This window comes from Pedobacter nanyangensis (assembly GCF_003313505.1).
GTDB classification, from domain to species: Bacteria; Bacteroidota; Bacteroidia; order Sphingobacteriales; family Sphingobacteriaceae; genus Pedobacter; species Pedobacter nanyangensis.
Window position 1 is genome coordinate 86350 of sequence record NZ_QMHO01000013.1, and the last position, 18121, is coordinate 104470.

Annotated in this window: 13 protein-coding genes; 6 read left to right on the plus strand and 7 right to left on the minus strand. The window is 41.4% G+C overall.

From position 1 onward, the window contains the following. The first annotated feature begins 287 nt into the window (after nucleotides 1-287). Nucleotides 288-1007, plus strand: coding sequence for a DUF2490 domain-containing protein (locus DUT71_RS17375; RefSeq protein WP_113663816.1), 720 nt, complete (start codon nucleotides 288-290; stop codon nucleotides 1005-1007). Nucleotides 1008-1063: 56 nt separating this feature from the next. Here the strand turns inward: DUT71_RS17375 and DUT71_RS17380 are convergent, their stop codons facing one another. From DUT71_RS17380 to DUT71_RS20280, 5 genes are all read right to left on the minus strand, one after another. Next, a complete protein-coding gene (locus DUT71_RS17380) occupies nucleotides 1064-1813 on the minus strand; it encodes a head GIN domain-containing protein (RefSeq protein ID WP_113663817.1) in 750 nt (249 codons plus the stop codon). A gap of 113 nt (nucleotides 1814-1926) precedes the next feature. Next, the gene (locus DUT71_RS17385) at nucleotides 1927-3057 is read right to left on the minus strand and encodes a transglutaminase-like domain-containing protein (protein ID WP_113663818.1); all 1131 of its coding nucleotides are present in this window, start codon (nucleotides 3055-3057) and stop codon (nucleotides 1927-1929) included. Nucleotides 3058-3149: 92 nt separating this feature from the next. Continuing rightward, nucleotides 3150-4805: a M1 family metallopeptidase gene (locus DUT71_RS17390; RefSeq protein WP_113663859.1), complete on the minus strand. Its 1656-nt coding sequence runs from the start codon at nucleotides 4803-4805 to the stop codon at nucleotides 3150-3152. Between the two features lie 162 nt (nucleotides 4806-4967). Next, the gene (locus tag DUT71_RS17395) at nucleotides 4968-6845 is read right to left on the minus strand and encodes a CocE/NonD family hydrolase (protein WP_113663819.1); all 1878 of its coding nucleotides are present in this window, start codon (nucleotides 6843-6845) and stop codon (nucleotides 4968-4970) included. A gap of 190 nt (nucleotides 6846-7035) precedes the next feature. Then, nucleotides 7036-7209: a hypothetical protein gene (locus DUT71_RS20280; RefSeq protein WP_162796097.1), complete on the minus strand. Its 174-nt coding sequence runs from the start codon at nucleotides 7207-7209 to the stop codon at nucleotides 7036-7038. Between the two features lie 134 nt (nucleotides 7210-7343). Between DUT71_RS20280 and DUT71_RS17400 the strand changes: the two genes are divergently transcribed. From DUT71_RS17400 to DUT71_RS17410, 3 genes are all read left to right on the plus strand, one after another. Then, entirely contained in the window at nucleotides 7344-7742 is a 399-nt protein-coding gene (locus DUT71_RS17400; RefSeq protein ID WP_113663820.1) for a hypothetical protein, read from the plus strand. Between the two features lie 253 nt (nucleotides 7743-7995). Further along, nucleotides 7996-9402: a dihydrolipoyl dehydrogenase gene (gene lpdA / locus DUT71_RS17405; protein WP_113663821.1), complete on the plus strand. Its 1407-nt coding sequence runs from the start codon at nucleotides 7996-7998 to the stop codon at nucleotides 9400-9402. Between the two features lie 251 nt (nucleotides 9403-9653). Next, nucleotides 9654-10835, plus strand: a complete 1182-nt coding sequence (locus DUT71_RS17410; protein ID WP_113663822.1) for a serine hydrolase domain-containing protein — start codon at nucleotides 9654-9656, stop codon at nucleotides 10833-10835. 273 nt (nucleotides 10836-11108) lie between these two features. On the opposite strand, the gene DUT71_RS17415 is transcribed toward DUT71_RS17410, so the two are convergent. Both DUT71_RS17415 and DUT71_RS17420 read right to left on the minus strand, forming a co-directional pair. Further along, on the minus strand, nucleotides 11109-12176 hold the full coding sequence (locus tag DUT71_RS17415; RefSeq protein WP_113663823.1) for an SGNH/GDSL hydrolase family protein: 1068 nt from the start codon (nucleotides 12174-12176) through the stop codon (nucleotides 11109-11111). A 5-nt stretch (nucleotides 12177-12181) separates the two neighbouring features. Then, nucleotides 12182-13033, minus strand: coding sequence for an AraC family transcriptional regulator (locus DUT71_RS17420; RefSeq protein ID WP_113663824.1), 852 nt, complete (start codon nucleotides 13031-13033; stop codon nucleotides 12182-12184). Nucleotides 13034-13260: 227 nt separating this feature from the next. On the opposite strand from DUT71_RS17420, the gene DUT71_RS17425 reads away from it, so the two are divergent. Both DUT71_RS17425 and DUT71_RS17430 read left to right on the plus strand, forming a co-directional pair. Further along, nucleotides 13261-16434 (plus strand): SusC/RagA family TonB-linked outer membrane protein, encoded by a 3174-nt coding sequence (locus DUT71_RS17425; protein WP_113663825.1) that lies wholly within the window; start codon nucleotides 13261-13263, stop codon nucleotides 16432-16434. Nucleotides 16435-16445: 11 nt separating this feature from the next. Then, the gene (locus tag DUT71_RS17430) at nucleotides 16446-18098 is read left to right on the plus strand and encodes a RagB/SusD family nutrient uptake outer membrane protein (RefSeq protein ID WP_113663826.1); all 1653 of its coding nucleotides are present in this window, start codon (nucleotides 16446-16448) and stop codon (nucleotides 18096-18098) included. The last annotated feature ends 23 nt before the right edge of the window (nucleotides 18099-18121 follow it).

Sequence of the window (18121 nt, forward strand, 5' to 3'; positions counted from 1 at the left end):
ATCCTAAAACGATTCGTCATTGCGAGGTACGAAGCAATCTTAAAGCGTATATCTTACAAATAAAAAGGAGATTGCTTCGTGCCTCGCAATGACGTGCAGGGGTTTCATCTACACCTTCGCACAGAGATTTTGGAATGACTTTATTTTATTAAGATTTCTCTCCCGAAAGTTCGGGACTGCGCTTCAGTCGAAATGACAGATTGATTATTCATTTGTCTACTTTCTGTTACTTTTTCCCCATTGTTCAGTTATTTTGATATTTTCGTTATCACACAAATTAAAACCAAATGAGAAAAATTACACTTGTTGCTTTATTCAGTGTTTTCAGCACAATGCTCTATGCGCAAACCAATCAGCAGAATACGGGTTGGTTCATGTTCCTAAACAGTACCAAGTTTAACGATAAATGGGGTATGCATTTTGATTTGCAGGTTCGGACGCATGATAATTGGGATGGAGTACGGCATTTGTTAATTAGACCAGGAATAACCTACTACATCAACAAAAAATCAAATGCTACTTTAGGCTATTTGTATACCCCCACTTTTTTGCAAGATGATATCCTTGTAGGCGGAGGTAGACTTAAAACAACTTTAACGGAACATCGCATCTGGCAACAATACATTTATAACCATCAACCTTGGAAAGGGGCAACCTTAAGCCACAGGTTTAGGTTAGAGCAACGTTTTATTGAGCGTCAAACCGATGATCTGTTCTCGCAACGTTTCCGTTATTTCTTTAGGTTGGTACAGCCCTTGCAAAAACAGGCGGGAGCTTTTGAAAAAGGAATGTTTGTGGCTTTACAGAATGAATTTTTCTTGAACCTGCAAAACAAGGACGAACTGAATGGAAGCACTTTTGACCAGAATAGAGCTTATTTAGCGGTAGGTTATCGCATTTCAAAAGCATTTGATGTGGAAGCTGGTTACTTAAACCAAACCATCAAAGGCGCATCAGCGAATACCATGAATAATGCCGTTCAGTTGGCATTATATACGAGATTTTAGATCGATCGTTTCATAAAAAAAGTCCCCGGAAGGGGACTTTTTTATGATTCATGTTTTTAATTTATCTTTCTTACTTTTCCTGAACCGATGCTCTTTTGGCTAATATCGGCATTGCCAGTGTAATAAACACTGCCTGAACCGCTAATCAACGCACTGATTTCTCCATCGGTATGCACATAAGCTGAACCTGAACCACTGATACGGACAGAGAGGCTAGCTACTTTCAAGGCGCCCTTTTTGCTTAATACACCAGAGCCGCTAATGTTTGCACTGGTTTCACCAGCTTCACCAGTGATGTTCAATTTTCCTGAGCCGCTAATGGTGGCGGTGTAATCCTGTACATCTATATTGGCGTTAATTACACCTGAACCGCTCACCGTAGTAACCAGTGAATTTTGATGAATAGTACCTTTTACGGAAAGAGAACCATCGCCACTCATGGTTAGGGCTTTAATGGCTTTTGCCGTTACATGGGCGGTTATCTTCTTGTCCTTGTATTTGTGCGTCCAACTTGTCCAGCTCATTTGAGGACGGATAATTAAGGTGCTGCCTTTCACTTCTGCTACCAGTGAGGCAATGGCTTCTTCATCACCTTCAAACCTAACACCTTCCGTAGTGCCTAAGGTTACAATTACTTGCAGGGGGCCACCTGCAGCCACTGCACTGAAATTTTTCACGTCAATATCCCTAGTTTTCAATTTCGATTTTGAAATACTGATGTTAACGGGCAGCTCTGATTGTACAGGGTGGGCAGTTGCGATGGCGGCGGCTAACATCAAGCCAATGGAAATATATTTTTTACTCATGGTTTGTTTTTACTTTCTTAATAGACGTTGTTTAATTTGAAAACGTTGCGCCGATTAGAAATTCATTTTAGTATTAATATGCTAACGTAAATTTACAGTAGTTCTTTTATTTATCATGGTTTTGTCCAAAATAAATCGGGATTATTGGTTTTGTAAAAAGTAACGGTTACGCCAGTTTTTTCATTGGTTGATTCTCTTTTTTGAGGAGTTTGCTCTAAGCCATCCAAGGGAAGAAGCTCTATATAGGTTATTTTTTTACCACTTATCGAAGTTTCGGTATTGTATTCGCTTACTTGCTGGCTTTGAAGACGGTATAGGTTTTTGGCCATATATTTTTCTAAATATTCTTCTTTGGTTTGCAAATTGGTCCTGTTCCAATTGGCATCTGCATTTAACACCAAGGGTAAGCCTTTAACAAGTCGTTCACGTACTTCTTGAATGCCAAGTAAATTCCCTTTATCATCCATTACATAAGCATCAAAGGTAGGGTCCATCCAAATCCACTTGTTCAGGTCTTTTGAATAAACCATATTGATGACATGGCAATCGTCAAATTTTAATTCTTTAGGCATACAGGTTACATATCTAGAAGTAATACCCATGGCCAAATAGCATTCGTTAAGAATAGTTGCCAGCATTCGGCAATTCACGCCACGGTTTTCTTCTTTACATACCTTGATCAAATCAATTGCATTTTTTAAAGTAGGATTGTTGCTGCTGCCATCATGCCTGATTAAGTTATGGACCCAGTGCATAAGGTTAAAAATTTGCGATAGTTCATTCCCTTTTCCAGCAACGGAATCAAGTTTCAAGTCTTTTCTTACTCGTTGTAAATTTGCATCGTCTTGATGCTGATAACTAAATTTTGGAATCAAGCGGTCATCGCTATAATTATACTTTCCTGCTTTTTTAAGCTGTGCTAACCTGCTCTCTTGGTATTTAATTTGTGTTCTGGCGGTATCCTTGCCATTTAACAAGATGATAAAATCATACTGCCCAACCTTAGGATCGATTTTAAAAGAGATAGAGTCTATGTCTGTATAAAAGGTTACCTTTTTGCCAGAAGTCACGTAAACATCCAGCTTCTCTTCTGGCACAATACGCCAAGCATTTTTGTTCAGTTTACGGTCATCTCTAATGTCAACTTGTGTAGAGGTAGCCTTAATAATGGGCGTTCTTTTTTGCGCAAAAGCAATTTGTGCGGCAAATAAAATGAAAAGGGTAAAAATTGAGGTTGTCTTCATGTTTGGTGTTAAATGGTTAAGGGTACAGGAAACTCTCCTGCACCCGGTAATGAAGACGCTTTAATTAAGAAAAGGTTGCATCACATGGCAACTTATTTCGCATGCTTGGTGTTTACGTAAAAATTTCGTTCTACCTTAAAGTTTTCGGGTGTGATAGATGCATCTGTTTTTACAGATTGCCAATTGTTGCTTGGCTTGATCAAAGTATATTCTCCTGCGTTTAAGCTTACTTTTACGGGCATGTCAAAGCCTGTTACGTCGCTAATCCATCGGTATTGTAACGTGCCTTTTTCAATTTTATATTCCAAGGTGGGAATGTTCGCATGGCGTAGGTATTGGTCAAATACTTTGTTGAGTTTTAAACCACTTTGTTTGCTAATATAGGCTTCTACCTCTGCGGAGGTGGTGGTAGAATGATAGAAAGTTTTATTCAATCCTCTTAGGATTTGCCTGAACTTTTCGTCGTTGTTAATTAACTGGCGGATGGTGTGGATGAGGTTAGCGCCCTTGTAGTACATATCTCCACTGCCTTCGGTATTGGCGTTATATTTCCCAATCATAGGCGCTTTGTTCTCGATGTTTTTACGCAATCCAACAATGTAATCGCTGGCGGCGGTTTTGCTCTGTGTGCTTTCGGTAAATAAGACCTCTGAGTAGGTGGTGAAACCTTCATGCACCCACATATCGGCAATGTCTTTAGTGGTGATGTTATTGCCAAACCATTCGTGCCCAGTTTCGTGAATGGTGATAAAGTCCCATTTTAAGCCAACGCCAGTTCCTGACAAATCACGGCCCAGATATCCCTTTTTATACTGATTACCGTACGCTACGGCACTTTGATGCTCCATGCCCAAATGCGGTGCTTGTACCAATTTGTAGCCGTCTTTATACCAGGGATAGGGGCCAAACCAGTATTCAAAAGATTTCAGCATCGGTTTTACATCGGCCTCCCAATGTGGACGAGCTTTGGCGCTATCTTCCTTCAAGGCATAAAAGTCTAAGCTTAGTTTGCCGTCTTCGCCATCGTACGAATCACTCCAATGGGCATATTTGCCAATGTAAAAAGCAACGTTGTAATTATTGATGGGATTGCCCACAAACCAATGGTGCTTGGTATAGCCATCGCTACCTTGCGTTTTACCTCTGTAACGGCCATTGGCAATACAATCCAGATCTTTTACTGCGCTGATGCTGATCAGCATGCTGTCCACTTCATCACTTTGATGGTCTTTATTTGGCCACCAAACACTAGCACCTAAACCCTGGCAAGCTACAGATACAAATGGGTTGCCAGATTTATCTTTTCTGAAAATAAAACCACCATCCCAAGGTGGTGTTTTTGCAACTCGTGGATTGCCGCTATAAAAAACGGTAAATCGTTCTTTGCTGCCTTTTTTGATTTTTGGGAATTTGACAAAAACTGCCGCAAATTCTCTGGTAAATGGAAGCTCTTTCCCTTTAAAAACCACCTTTTCTACTTTTAAATTTTCGAACAAATCAAATTGTAGGTCTTCAAAATCTTTGGTAGCGGTAAAGGCAAATTCATTGCTGCCACTTACCGATTTGTTATCGATATCAATTTTCACATCTAAATGGTAGTAGTTGATGTCGTAGCAGGTTCTTAAATCTGTTAAAGCACCTCTCAAAAATTTTGCTCTTTCTTCTTTCTCGTTACTGCCAAGCATGTTTTGTGCAAAGGCAGCTGATGAAATGCTGGCAAAAGCCAGTGCAATTAGTGTTTTTTTCATGGGTTTATATTTTAACCACATAGATAATGTAAGGCTATATGTCTAAGTGTATCTATATGTTTTAGTTTTTCGTTATTGCGTGGTACGAAGCAGTCTTAAAGCGATAGTATAGCGACTGTTGTAGGATTTTGCATCGTGCCTAGCAATGACGATTTATTTATGTTATGGTTTTAATACAGGTAAAGATAAGAAAGAGCTGTTGGTTTGGTCATGATAAATTCTGTGCGTAGCCTTTTGGAAATCGCTAGGTTGTGCTTCGTAAATGTTCATGAATTTTTGAGGGTTCCTATCAGCCAATGGAAACCACGAGTGTTGTATTTGTACCATAATGCGGTGACCTTTTTTGAAGGTATGGCCCACATCAGGCAAGGCATATTTCACCTGGGTGGCTTGGTTAGGTATAAACGCTTCGGGTTTTTCAAAGCTATTTCTGTATTTGCCTCTCAATATTTCGCCTCTTACCATCATTTGGTAGCCGGCCATCATTTTATCTTTATTGGCAGGTGAAACTTCCTTGGTATCTTCTGGATATACGTCAATCAATTTCACTACATAGTCGGCGTCGGTGCCTGACGTGCTTACCAGTAAATTGGCCAATACGGGGCCAGTTAAGGTAATGTCTTCCGTTAAAATATCAGTTTGATAAGTCTTTACATCGGGTCTTCTTGAAGCAAAACGTTGGTCATCTACCATATATTCTCTAGTTCGATTGGCTTGGATGCCATCTTGATAAGGTACGGGAGCATTGGGGTCGCTCATGTACTCGTCATAACTGTTATTGCCACCAGGTTTGGTAAACGATAGCTTGCCATTTGGATGGAAGTATAATGATTTCAGTTCCACATCTTGAGGTGGCCAAGTATTGAATTTTTTCCATTGATTGCTTCCTGTCAAGAAGATATTGGCTTCCGCACCGTTAAAAGTACCTTCTCCTTTGAGATAATATTTGAAGAACGGTAACTCCAAGTTTTCTTGGTAATAAGTGCTGGTAGGGGTGCCAAAATTGATGTCTCCAAAGCTGTCGCCCTTGCCGCGAACCCAACCGCCGTGATACCACGGACCTGCCACTAAAATATTGTTGGCTTTAGGGTTTTGCGCTTCAATTGATTTGTAGGTTTCAAAAGCACCATAAGCGTCTTCGGCATCAAAAAAGCCACCTACAACCATTACTGCGGGTTTTACATCTTTTAAATGTCTTACAATTTGACGTGCCTGCCAAAAGGTATCGAGGTTGGGATGTTTGAATAAGTTGTTCCAAAACTTGATGCTGTCGCCCATGTATTTATCCTTCAGGTTTTTTACCGAGCCAGCTTCTAAATAGAAACGATAATTGTCTTTTATGGGGAACTGAAACGGTTTAGGGCCTTTATCTGGCGTAATTGGTTTTGGACGGGGTACGCCAAAAGAAGTCATGAATTTAAAGGCATCCATTAAAAATAGTGCACCGCCGTGGTGGAAGTCGTCGCCAATAAACCAATCGGTAACGGGAGCTTGTGGCGAAACTGCTTTTAATGCCGCATGCGATTTCACTAAGGAAACTGTGGAATAAAAGCCAGGATAGGAAATGCCATACAAACCCGCTTTGCCATTGTTGTTTTTAATATTCTTTACCAACCAGTCGATGGTGTCGTAGGTGTCGGTACTTTCATCAATGTCCTTTTTGCCCTTGCCTAAATTGGTTGGTCTAATGTCCTCAAACTCTCCCTCGCTCATCCACCGACCACGCACATCTTGGTAAACAAAAATAAAACCTTCACGCATTACTGCCGGATAGCCTCCCAAACTGGTTTTGTATTCATTTTCACCGTATGGTCTCACCGTGTACGGGGTACGGTTAATTAAAAAAGGATATTTTTTGTTCGCAGCAATATCCTTTGGAATGTAAATGGCGGTAAATAGCTTTACACCATCTCGCATGGGAATAAGTCGTTCTATTTTGGTGTAATGATTACGTACGTAGGCAGAGTCTGTTTCTTGCGCCAAGGTGATTTGGCAAAAAAAACGAGAAAGGAGTAGGAGAGTTAGGAGTATCCGTTTCATTTTTGGTTGGTTTAAGAGGATTGAAGGGAGAAAGCTTAAGGAGCTTTGCTTTCATAGAAGAAACGTAAATAAAATCGTCATTTCGAGCGGCGTAAAACGAAGCCGAGAAATCTTTGGATGGGTTTTGGCCAATTCAAAGATTTCTCCTCAAGGGTTCCGTATTATATGCCACTCGAAATGACATTAAATACTAATGACCGCCGTCGGCTGTATCAACAGGTTTGCGAAAGGCAAAACCTAAAATAAAATATACCAAAGCGATGATGTACCAAACTGTAGGACAATCATTTCTAAATGCCAATGCACCTAAAAGTAATGCGGCTAGGCCTACCACAAAAAATGGGATGTTTCTTAATTTAATCATACTCAAATATAAGTGGTATATTTTTTTAGCGGAAAATTAAATGAAAGTTTTGATAAAGTTCTAAGTGGCACGGTTGCGAAAACGAAGCGATTTTTGTTAAAATTTGTATATTGAAAAAAATAACATTAACCAACATGAAAAAACTAATGATTATCTGCGGGCTTTTGCTCGGTGCAGCAACATTTGCGCAGGCACAACTTAAAGAAAAGGCTGAAAACAAGGTGAAAGACCTCAAGGATGAAAGCCCCGAAGCTAAAGTGAAAGAACTAGACAAAGAACTTAAGCTTAGGAAGGATCAAAAAATCAAACTGGTCAAAATTTTCTCGGATTACGACAAAACCCAAAAGGAAATTATGGAAAAGGCTAAAACTGAAGATATTGTTATTATAGCGCGAAAGAGGATCAAAAATAGAGATGATCTTGATACTAAAATTAACTCGGTTTTAGATAAAAACCAAAGGGTTGCCTACTTGCTCATGCTCGGTAAACAAAGTGAGGAGATGAAGAAAAAGTGGAACGAACATATTCACTAAATAAAATAACAAGCTGAATTATATCATTAATAAAAAAGCGGCTTACAGGCATTGCCTGTAAGCCGCTTTTTTATTTGTTTTTCTTGTTATGCTGAGCATCAGTGAAGAATCTGTTGGTCTTTGCACATTAAAAGTAGACTTCGGCCTCCAAAAAGAGGAAGACGAGCAAGTTTTTACAACATTAAAACATTGTAACTTTTGGGGTTTAGGTGGTAAAGTGTACATTTGCCCTAACAAAAATTCTTAAAAGATTATGCAATACGACGTAGTTGTTATAGGCTCGGGTCCGGGCGGTTATGTAGGTGCCATCCGTTGTGCACAATTAGGTTTAAAAACAGCGGTAGTAGAAAAATATAAAACTTATGGTGGTACTTGCCTGAATGTGGGCTGTATCCCGTCTAAGGCCTTGTTAGATTCTTCGGAGCATTACCATAACGCGGCTCATACTTTTACTACGCATGGTATTAACCTGAAAGATTTGAAGGTTGATATGAAGCAAATGATTGCCCGTAAGGACGATGTGGTTGCTCAAAACACTGCTGGTATTACTTATCTGTTTAAGAAAAATAAAATCGATGCTTTTGAAGGTGTGGCTTCTTTTGAAGATAAAAACACCATTTTGGTGACTAAAGCTGATGGCAGTACTGAGAAATTAACCACTAAAAACGTCATTATCGCTACAGGATCAAAACCTACGGCTTTGCCATTTTTGCCAGTTGATAAAAAACGTATCATCACTTCGACCGAGGCTTTAACTTTGAAAGAAGTGCCTAAAACCATGGTAGTGATTGGTGGTGGGGTAATTGGTTTAGAGTTAGGTTCAGTTTATGCTCGTTTGGGTACTAAGGTTACCGTGGTTGAGTTTGCACCGTCAATTATCAGCACTATGGATGCTGGTTTGGGCAAAGAGCTGCAGCGTGTGTTGAAAAAATCGTTGGGTATGGAGTTTTTAACCAGCCACAAAGTAACTGGCGCATCGGTTAAAGGCAAAGTGGTAACGGTAACTGCCGATAATGCTAAAGGTGAAGCCGTGAGCTTGGAGGCTGATTATTGCATTGTAGCGGTTGGTAGAACGGCCTATACGCAAGGTTTGGGATTAGAGAAAATTGGTATTACGCCGGAAGAAAGAGGCAATAAAATTCCTGTTAACGACCACTTAGAAACTGCCGTTAAAGGTGTTTATGCCATTGGTGATGTGATTAAGGGAGCGATGTTGGCGCATAAAGCGGAAGATGAAGGTATTTATGTTGCGGAAACGATTGCCGGACAAAAGCCTCATATCAATTATAACTTAATTCCTGGGGTAGTTTACACTTGGCCAGAGGTGGCTTCTGTAGGGCAAACTGAGGAGCAGCTGAAAGCTGCCGGCGTGAAATACAAAGCAGGTTCGTTCCCTTTCAAAGCCAGTGGACGTGCTAAAGCAAGTATGGATACGGATGGTTTTGTAAAGGTGCTGGCTGATGAAAAAACAGACGAAATTTTAGGTGTTCACATGATTGGCCCTCGTGCTGCGGATATGATTGCTGAAGCAGTGGTAGCGATGGAATTCCGCGCTTCGGCTGAGGATGTGGCTAGAATTTGTCATGCACACCCAACTTATACGGAAGCTTTAAAGGAGGCTGCTTTGGCGGCTACTGAAAATAGAGCGATTCATATTTAGTGGTTAGGGATTAGTTGACAGTGGTTAGTTGATCCTTGCTAAAACATGATATAAATCCTGCGGTGGTTGCCGTGGGATTTTTTGTTTTTGGGAGGTTTGGTTTATGGAGATTCAACATTGTCTTCCGAGGAGCAAAATTATGTGCTTCCAGATCCTTTTAAGCGTTAAGCCATCATTAAATCTTTCTCCTGCCCATCTTAATTTCCTTAATTCCTTAATGGTTTTATTTTTAGATATGTATTTTAGCAACAATGAGAATTACCTTTTCTTTAGCGGCCATTTTATTGTTTCTAGCGGCCTGCGTGCCTTTAAGGTCTGTTAAGTATCTGATCCCCGATTTGGGCGATAGCGCCAAGTTTGAAAACGTGATTATTCAAAAATCGGCTACGCCATTTTATTTTAAGCATAACTATCCCAATAAGGCTTATGAAAAACTAAAGCTGCATTTGGATACTTCCTTAACGAATACCAAGACCAACGTTTTTTTGGTGATTAAAAACGACAGCATCATTTATCAATATCTTTCTGAACAGGATGCATTGACCATTAAGCAGCCGAGCTTTTCGGTAGCTAAATCATTTGTAGGGACTTTGATGGGCATTGCGATAGATAAGGGCGAAATTAAATCGACCACTGAATTGGTGATTAAATACCTGCCTGAATTGGCCAAGAACGATGAGCGTTTTAATCGTTTGACGATACAGCACGTGCTGGACATGCGCAGCGGATTTGATTTTTCGGAAAGATCTTTTAATCCGTTTTCGAAAATTGTGCGCAGCTATTACGGTGCCGATTTGAAAAAGATGGTAGGCAAATTGAAGATGAAAAATGAACCTGGTAAGGTTTTCGAATACCAAAGCATCAATACGCAGGTGCTGGCCTTTATTTTGGAGAAAGCAGTGGGTAAAAGCTTACAAACACAAATGCAGGAACGTTTATGGCAGCCTTTGGGCGCAGAAAGTGATGCGCTTTGGAGTATGGATGATGAAGGGAATATCAAGGCTTTTTGTTGCTTAAATGCTACAGCGCTTGATTTTGCTAAAATTGGACGGCTTTATTTGAACGAAGGGAATTGGGAAGGAAAGCAAATTGTTTCCAAAAAATGGATAGACATAACCACCAATCCCGATTCGTTAACTAAGCTGCGGTATAAGAACCAGTTTTGGGCTACCAGGGATTTCAAGTTTTTCAAAGATTCGGTAAGTGCAGTAAGTTCCTTGGGTAAAGAGGGCTTGGATTACCCGATAGAGAAAAATCCTGATGGCAGGTACTTTTATGCCAAAAAAGTGTACGATTATAAAGCGCAGGGCATGTTCCACCAATCGGTGTATGTGAACCCGCAAAATAAAGTTATCATGGTACGTTTGGGCGACAGGCAAAAGAAACTGAACTTCCACAGTTTTGTGCAACAGGTGGGAAGGTCTATTCGTTGATTAAGGTGAGTTTGGACTAAGAAAATACTTTCTGGCCTTATTTCGATTGTTAAATTTGTCAAAACAACACGTAAAACTGATGCTGAAATAAATTTGCTTCGCAGCTACTTCGTGGTCAGCATGACGGACCGCCCATCTAACCTCACCCTGAATTTATTTCAGGGCCAGTAAAACGAAGAAGGCCGATTTTAGTAGAACGAAGAGGTTTTGCTGGGGCTGGAGATCATGAAAAATCACAAAACGATTATCCAAAGCTGACCTTATTAGCCAACTTTACCAGTCCATTTCTTTTTTGAGGAAGGCACTTAACTCGCTTGCAATTTGCTGGTGTTCTGCTAATGATGGATGCTTTCCACAACCGCCATTGGCCCTGATTTCGAAAAAGTAACTGGCAATATTGTGCTCTCCACTTTGGTTAAGCCTTTTTTTAACGGCGCTGATGTATTTTGCCAATGCCGCTTTAAGCTGTGGGCTTGCCATGGGGCTGGTGAGCATCACCAATTTAGCCTTTGGATAATAGCCACGTAATTGTTTCATGAAGTTGACGTAAGCGCCAGTGAACTGGGTTGAGTCCTGAATGCCATCATTTTGTCCAAGGCATACGGTAACCACATCGGGCTGGTATTTGGCAAAGTCCCAGGTGAGGGTGTCTTTGGCTGGATTGATTTTATTGTAAACAGGCGGCATGATGATTTTTTTACCGCAACAACTGTGCATGAGCCCAATGCCTGATACGGAAGTAAGATGCCATTGCGCATTCAGGTTTCTTGCCGTGCTAGGCCCGTAAGCGAAATAGGCGTTGTGCTGGTCGTGCCATGAAGAGCCTTTTGTTTCGCATTTAATTTCGCTTTCGTCGCTTCCTGCGCCACAGGTAATAGAGTCGCCAATAAATTCCATTTTCCTTTTCTGAGGCGCTGTTGGAGGAAGGAGCTTTTCGCAATCGAAACCTGTAAATGAAATATAGCCATTTTCGGATTCCGAGTTTTTACAGATCAGTATTTTGTGGTTGCCCTTTGGGAGATTTTGGGCCAGTAACAGCTTATTTTCCTTGCCCTTTAAACGTATCCGAAAGGCGGGCTGGTTGTCTATTCTCACTTCCAAATAGTTCAAAATGTTTCCCCACAACATTTCATCGTTAATATGTGCCGTAAATGAACTGCCACTAAAGTTGATGAGCACATACGCTCCTGATGCCCAGAATTTGGGTTGCTGGGGATTGGAGAAATCGCCCCGACCGATGTACTGGATATCTGGGTGGTTGGCAGGGTAGAAAGTTGTTTTGGCAGCCCAAGTTTGGATATGGAGAAGTGCTACGAAAAGCAATACGATTTTATATTTCATAAAATTTAAACAAAAATACGATGGCCAGAAAGGTTGTCTCTAAACTCGGTTGGGGTGCAACCTTTCTTCTTTTTAAAGATCCTGTTAAAGTTGGAAATGTTGTTGAACCCGCAGTTGTAGGCCACCTCTGAAATGGTTTCGGAGGTATCAATGACGTGCCCCAAGCGGATTTCTATCAGGCTGTCTATAAAGCTGGCTCCCGTTCTGTTCTTGAAAAATCGGCTGAAGGACACTTCGGTCATGTTCGCTATTTTGGCCACTTCCGAAAGGGAAACGGGCTTGTCGAAATTAAGATTGATGTACTCCATTACTTTTTCTATCCTACGGCTGGTGTATGAAAACTCAGCCTGGCTAAAGGTTGAGTCGGAAAGGGTTCGCATATTTCTGGACGTGGACAGGTCATGCAAAATCGACATCAGTTCCAGTACCGAATCAAAGCCATGTTGTTTGTTGAGCCTGATGAGGCGGGGGCCGATGGCTTTGGCCGTATCGCCAGAAAATAAGATGCCGCATTTGGCTTTTTCAAGCATATCCCTAATAACCCTCAGCTGGTGCCTGCGCAGAAATTTCTCATCAAACAAATCTTTATGGAACTGGATGGTTACTTCGTGTATTTCTTTTCCGTTCAGTTTGTGCGTTTCCCATACATGTGGGAGGTTGGAGCCAATCAGCACCAGCTCGATATCGCCAATTTCCTCAATATGGTCGCCAACCACACGCCGGGCCCCACTGGCATTTGAAATAAAGTTAAGTTCCATTTCTTCATGGTAATGTAAAGGGAAGTCAAAATCCTTTTTTCTTCGCTCAAAAATAGTGAAACAATCACCTGTGGTGAGTGGGGTAATTTCTTTTATCATAACTAAAAGATAAATAAATACAAATCAAGCGGATAAAATAATATCATATATTGCTGCAATAGATATAATAATATAATTATGTTTAATGATTTGTATTGCAGTGCAATAAACCATAAATTTTTGCTTTAAAACAATCTTTAGAGATAAAAATACTATAAATGGATAATAAAGTATTATTAATGGGCTATGAAGGGTGCTACTTTTGAACTAACCAAATATGACTATTTATGCGTAATCAACTAACCGCCTATTTATTAGCATTACTTGTATGTGTGTTGTTTGTTGCCGAAGCGTTTGCGCAGGACAAGAAATTGTCTGGAAAGGTAATGGATGAAAATGGACTTCCGCTGGCGGGAGTTTCTGTAAGTATAAAAGGTGCTAAAATTTCAACCACTACCAATGAAAATGGTAGTTTCCTTATTGATGCTCCATCAACTGCCCAAACCATTACCTTTTCTTATTTAGGTAAAGTACAGCAAGAGCTTGCCATTGGCAACAGAACCACTTTCAATGTCAAGCTTCAATCTGCCAGTACAACCCTTTCTGATGTGGTAATTATTGGGTACGGTACCGTTAAAAAATCTGATTTAACAGGCTCGGTAGCCCGCATTGACCGAGAAGATTTAACCAGGGATGTACCTACTAATGTATTGCAGGCCATGCAAGGCAAAGTTGCAGGGGTAAACGTTACCCAAAATGATGGCGCTCCGGGTGCCGGACTAAGCATCAGGGTGCGTGGCTCAAACTCTTTTTTGGGCGGTACAGAACCTTTGTATGTGATAGATGGGGTGCCTTTCAACAATTCCAGTAGCGGGGCAACGCCAATGTCGTTAGGGGAAGATGAAAAGCAAACGCTAAATGCCATGTCTTTCCTTAATCCGGATGATATTGAAAGCATAGATATTTTAAAAGATGCATCGGCTACGGCTATTTATGGCTCAAGGGGTGCCAATGGCGTGGTGCTCATTACCACCAGAAAAGGCAAGAGCGGAAAAGACAAAATAGAAGCCAACTTTAATGCAGGCTTGGCTTCGGTATCCAAAAAAATTGACGTGCTGAATGCTTCGGAATATGCCGCTTATCAAAATTTGGCCTATTTAAACGCCAATAAATACACAGGAACGGCCTATACTGTGCCTTTTCCGGGCACCAACGTTCCCGATCCCGCAAATCCAGGAAATACTTATTACTCCAAAGGACCACAGGATTATGTGGGCGATACCAATAATTGGCAGGACCGTATCTTCAGGAACGGCCTGTATCAAAAATATTCATTAAATGTTTCTGGTGGTACCGATGCAGGAACGCATAGCGTTACTTTCAATTACCTCGATCAGGAAGGCACCGTGCTCAACTCTAAATATAACCGTTTGGGCTTGGGCTTAAATTTGAACAGGAATATCAGCAAAACCTTTAAGATAGGGACCAGTACTTCTATTGCCAGTACCCGAACCAATGGTGTAAAAACAGGAACAGACAAATCAGATGCAGCAAGCGCCGGGGTGATCAGGTCAGCCTTAACTTTTCCATCCACCATTTCAGATCCCATCGCCTATGATGGTGTTGGCGATGCTTTTATCACTAATCCTTATATCTACGTAAACGATATTCTGAATACCGTAAAAGGATTGAATATCTTTTCGTCCAACTATGTTGAGGCTACTTTCCTGAAAGATTTCAAATTCAGGCAAAATGTAGGTTTCAACTATTCCAGTAGCAACAGGGACCAATATTATCCCCGTACGGTTTATGAAGGTTTCTCCATGAGAGGCTGGGGCCTAAAGGCCGATAATATTTGGAGCAGTGGCGTAGCCGAAAGTATTTTGACTTACAACAAAGCCATTAACAAACACAATTTAAATATAATGACGGCTGGCACTTACGAGCGTACCAATGGACAAAGCAAAAGAGCCGAAGCCAAAACTTTCCCTAATGATGACCTGCAGAATGAGAACCTGGCGGCAGGTGAAGTGGTGATGCCAGTGGTAACGTCGAGGTACCAATCTACCCTCATTTCATTTTTGGGAAGAGCCAACTATAGTTTTGATGACCGTTACCTTTTAACGGTATCCTATCGTCAGGATGGTTCTAGCAAGTTTGGTAAAGACAATAAATGGGCTGGTTTCCCTTCGGCGGCAGTGGCCTGGAAGGTATCTGGCGAGGAGTTTATGAAGGGAGTGAAGTTTGTAAATGATTTGAAGTTGCGCTTTAGTTACGGACAAACCGGAAATCAAGGGATTGGCTCGTACGCCTCTCTTTCAAAGCTGAGTGTATATAACTACGTGTTCGGCGGTGCCATTCAAACAGGTTTGGCCAACGATGTATTTGCCGGCCCAGCCAACGAAAAGCTAAAATGGGAAACTACCAGCGCCTATAATTTGGGGCTTGACGTGGCCATGTTCAATAACCGTTTAAACCTACAGGTGGAGGTGTACAAGAAAATTACCGATGATTTGTTGCAGAACCTGGTTATTCCATCGTCTTCAGGATTTGAAACTAAACTGGTGAACTCGGGGTCTATCCAAAATAAAGGTTTGGAGGTAACGCTTGGCGGCACGGTAATGAAAAACAAGAACTTTGAATGGAAATCAAACTTCAACCTTGCCTTTAACCGCAACAAAATTTTAAGCCTCAGTGCCGATGTGCGAGAGCAATATGCCCGCAACATCTCTACCGGCGATGCCCCGTTTATCCAAACCGTAGGCAAGCCCATTGGAGCTTTATATGGTTATGTAGAGGACGGTTACTACGACAATGAGGCCGAAGTAAGGAATGATCCTGCCTATACCAATCAAGGTAATTCTATCATTTTAAGGACCATTGGCGAGATCAAGTACAAGAACTTGGATAATGATCCCACAGCCATCACGCAAAGCGATAGAACTTTTATTGGCGATGTAAATCCAGATTATACCTTCGGTTTTACCAATAATTTCAAGTACAAACGTTTTGATCTGAGCGTGTTCATCAATGGCGTACAGGGAAATGACATCATCAATATGAATACGCGTTTCAATGCCAACTTAGGTAGCAATAAAAATATCACAAAGGAAATGGCCGATGGGGCATGGGCGGCCGGACAAGACAATAGCAATGCCACGGGGCCAAAGATAATGCGCCAGTTTTTCAGAACCATATTGTTTTCCAGAAGGTTTGTTGAGGACGGCAGTTTTGTAAGGGTTAAAAACATTACGCTTGGCTATCAAGTGCCTTTAAAATCTAAAACCATATCGGCTATGCGGGTATCGGTGGGCGTTAACAACCTGCTTACATTCACCAACTATTCCGGCTATGATCCAGAAATCAATAGCTATGGCGATAACCCAGCACTATTTGGTGTAGACTTGGGCGGATATCCTAATTCCAGAACTTACAACCTCTCACTACGTTGCAACTTTTAAACCTTCACAACATGAAAACGATTTCAAAATATTTAACGGTATCGGTTATTGGTTTGGCTTTGTTAAGCACCATTTCATGCAAAAAGGCATTGGAAGAAAAACCATATTCATTTTATTCTCCAGAATATTTTTATAACAACGAAAGCGATGCAAAAGCAGCCATCAATGGCGTTTATGCAGCCTTGTATACCTGGGAAATGTATCAACAGCCATTTTGGAACATGACTATTTTAGATGATGACCACGTTTCAGGGGCTGATTGGTATTTGGGTACTACCGGGGCAGGAAACCCGCAATCCTACTGGGGCGTTGATGGGCCATGGGTAGGCTGCTATACCATTATTTCGAGGGCTAATTCTGTATTGGAAAATGTAGTGAACATTACGGACATTGACTCAGATGTTAAAAAGCGAATTTTGGGAGAAGCTTACTTTTTAAGAGGCTGGGCCTATTTCCAATTGGTGCAATTATACGGAGGGGTTCCCATTCACTTGAAAACCATTTCTGTACAAAACCCAGAAACCAACATACCTAGAGCTACGGTAAAGGCTACTTATGACCTGGTCATTTCCGATTTCAAGTCGGCAGAAGCCAATTTGTTTCCTGCGGGACATGCCAAAGCGGGAGAAGTAGGCCGTGTAAATCAAGGGGTGGCTAAAGCGTTTCTGGCAAAAACTTATTTAACCATTGGCTCGGGAGCGGCAACGGGAAATGTGACGGTAAGGGGCGGAACGGATAATGGTTTTTATACTTATACCAAAAATGTAGTGGCCGGATTGGAAGGCGTAGACTCGAAAGCTTATTTCCTGCTCGCCAGAGATAAGGCCGCAGAACTATTGGTGCCCGGTGGACCCTATGCGCTTACCGCAAACTGGAAAGATTTGTGGAGCATTGCCGGAAGGAACAACAAAGAGCATATGTGGGAGCTGCAATCACTATCGGGTACCAGTTTTATCAACGAAATTGGCAATTACTTTTCTGCCCGTTCAACCTTTGGGCAAGGAGCGGTTTTCATGACCAACAACCATTACAAAGATTACGACGAAACCGATACCAGGGTATTAGATGGGATTACCCATAACTATACCACCTTGCAGGGAACAAATATCTTTTATCCGTCATGGCAATCGGCTAAGTACAAAACGGTTAATGGCATAACTTATAACAATACCGGGTCTACTACGGCCGAGCGGGCCTATACCATTAAATACAGTGTAACTGAACCTACGGTAGTAAAAAGTGACGCTTTTGTGCCCTTGTTGCGCTATGCGGAAGTTTACCTGATGTACGCCGAAGCCGAAAATGAAGTGAACGGAGCCACCACTTTAGCCTATAACGCCTTAAATGAAGTAAGGCTGAGAGCTTATATCAAAACAGGTACGCCTGCCGTACCAGTGGCAGAGGCTTATGCGCCAACAGCTATGACCTCCGAACAGTTTAGAAGCTATGTATTGGCAGAACGGGCCAGGGAGTTTAACTTGGAAGGTATCAGGCGTTTTGACTTGATGCGCTGGGGCGTTTACCTGCAAGTAATGAATAAAATAGGAACCGGGCAAAATAACATCTCCAAGCTCAGAAGTACTAAAAATCTCTTGTACCCTATCCCGCTGGGCGAGCTCAATTCAAATACGGCTCTTAAGGGAATTAACAATCCAGGTTGGTAAATATAGACATGATTAAATCATTA

Excerpts from the sequence above, each read along its gene's own strand:
- DUT71_RS17375 (WP_113663816.1), top strand. The coding sequence starts at position 288 with ATGAGAAAAATTACACTTGTTGCTTTATTCAGTGTTTTCAGCACAATG.
- DUT71_RS17380 (WP_113663817.1), bottom strand. The coding sequence starts at position 1,813 with ATGAGTAAAAAATATATTTCCATTGGCTTGATGTTAGCCGCCGCCATC.
- DUT71_RS17385 (WP_113663818.1), bottom strand. The coding sequence starts at position 3,057 with ATGAAGACAACCTCAATTTTTACCCTTTTCATTTTATTTGCCGCACAA.
- DUT71_RS17390 (WP_113663859.1), bottom strand. The coding sequence starts at position 4,805 with ATGAAAAAAACACTAATTGCACTGGCTTTTGCCAGCATTTCATCAGCT.
- DUT71_RS17395 (WP_113663819.1), bottom strand. The coding sequence starts at position 6,845 with ATGAAACGGATACTCCTAACTCTCCTACTCCTTTCTCGTTTTTTTTGC.
- DUT71_RS20280 (WP_162796097.1), bottom strand. The coding sequence starts at position 7,209 with ATGATTAAATTAAGAAACATCCCATTTTTTGTGGTAGGCCTAGCCGCA.
- DUT71_RS17400 (WP_113663820.1), top strand. The coding sequence starts at position 7,344 with ATGAAAAAACTAATGATTATCTGCGGGCTTTTGCTCGGTGCAGCAACA.
- lpdA (WP_113663821.1), top strand. The coding sequence starts at position 7,996 with ATGCAATACGACGTAGTTGTTATAGGCTCGGGTCCGGGCGGTTATGTA.
- DUT71_RS17410 (WP_113663822.1), top strand. The coding sequence starts at position 9,654 with ATGAGAATTACCTTTTCTTTAGCGGCCATTTTATTGTTTCTAGCGGCC.
- DUT71_RS17415 (WP_113663823.1), bottom strand. The coding sequence starts at position 12,176 with ATGAAATATAAAATCGTATTGCTTTTCGTAGCACTTCTCCATATCCAA.
- DUT71_RS17420 (WP_113663824.1), bottom strand. The coding sequence starts at position 13,033 with ATGATAAAAGAAATTACCCCACTCACCACAGGTGATTGTTTCACTATT.
- DUT71_RS17425 (WP_113663825.1), top strand. The coding sequence starts at position 13,261 with ATGCGTAATCAACTAACCGCCTATTTATTAGCATTACTTGTATGTGTG.
- DUT71_RS17430 (WP_113663826.1), top strand. The coding sequence starts at position 16,446 with ATGAAAACGATTTCAAAATATTTAACGGTATCGGTTATTGGTTTGGCT.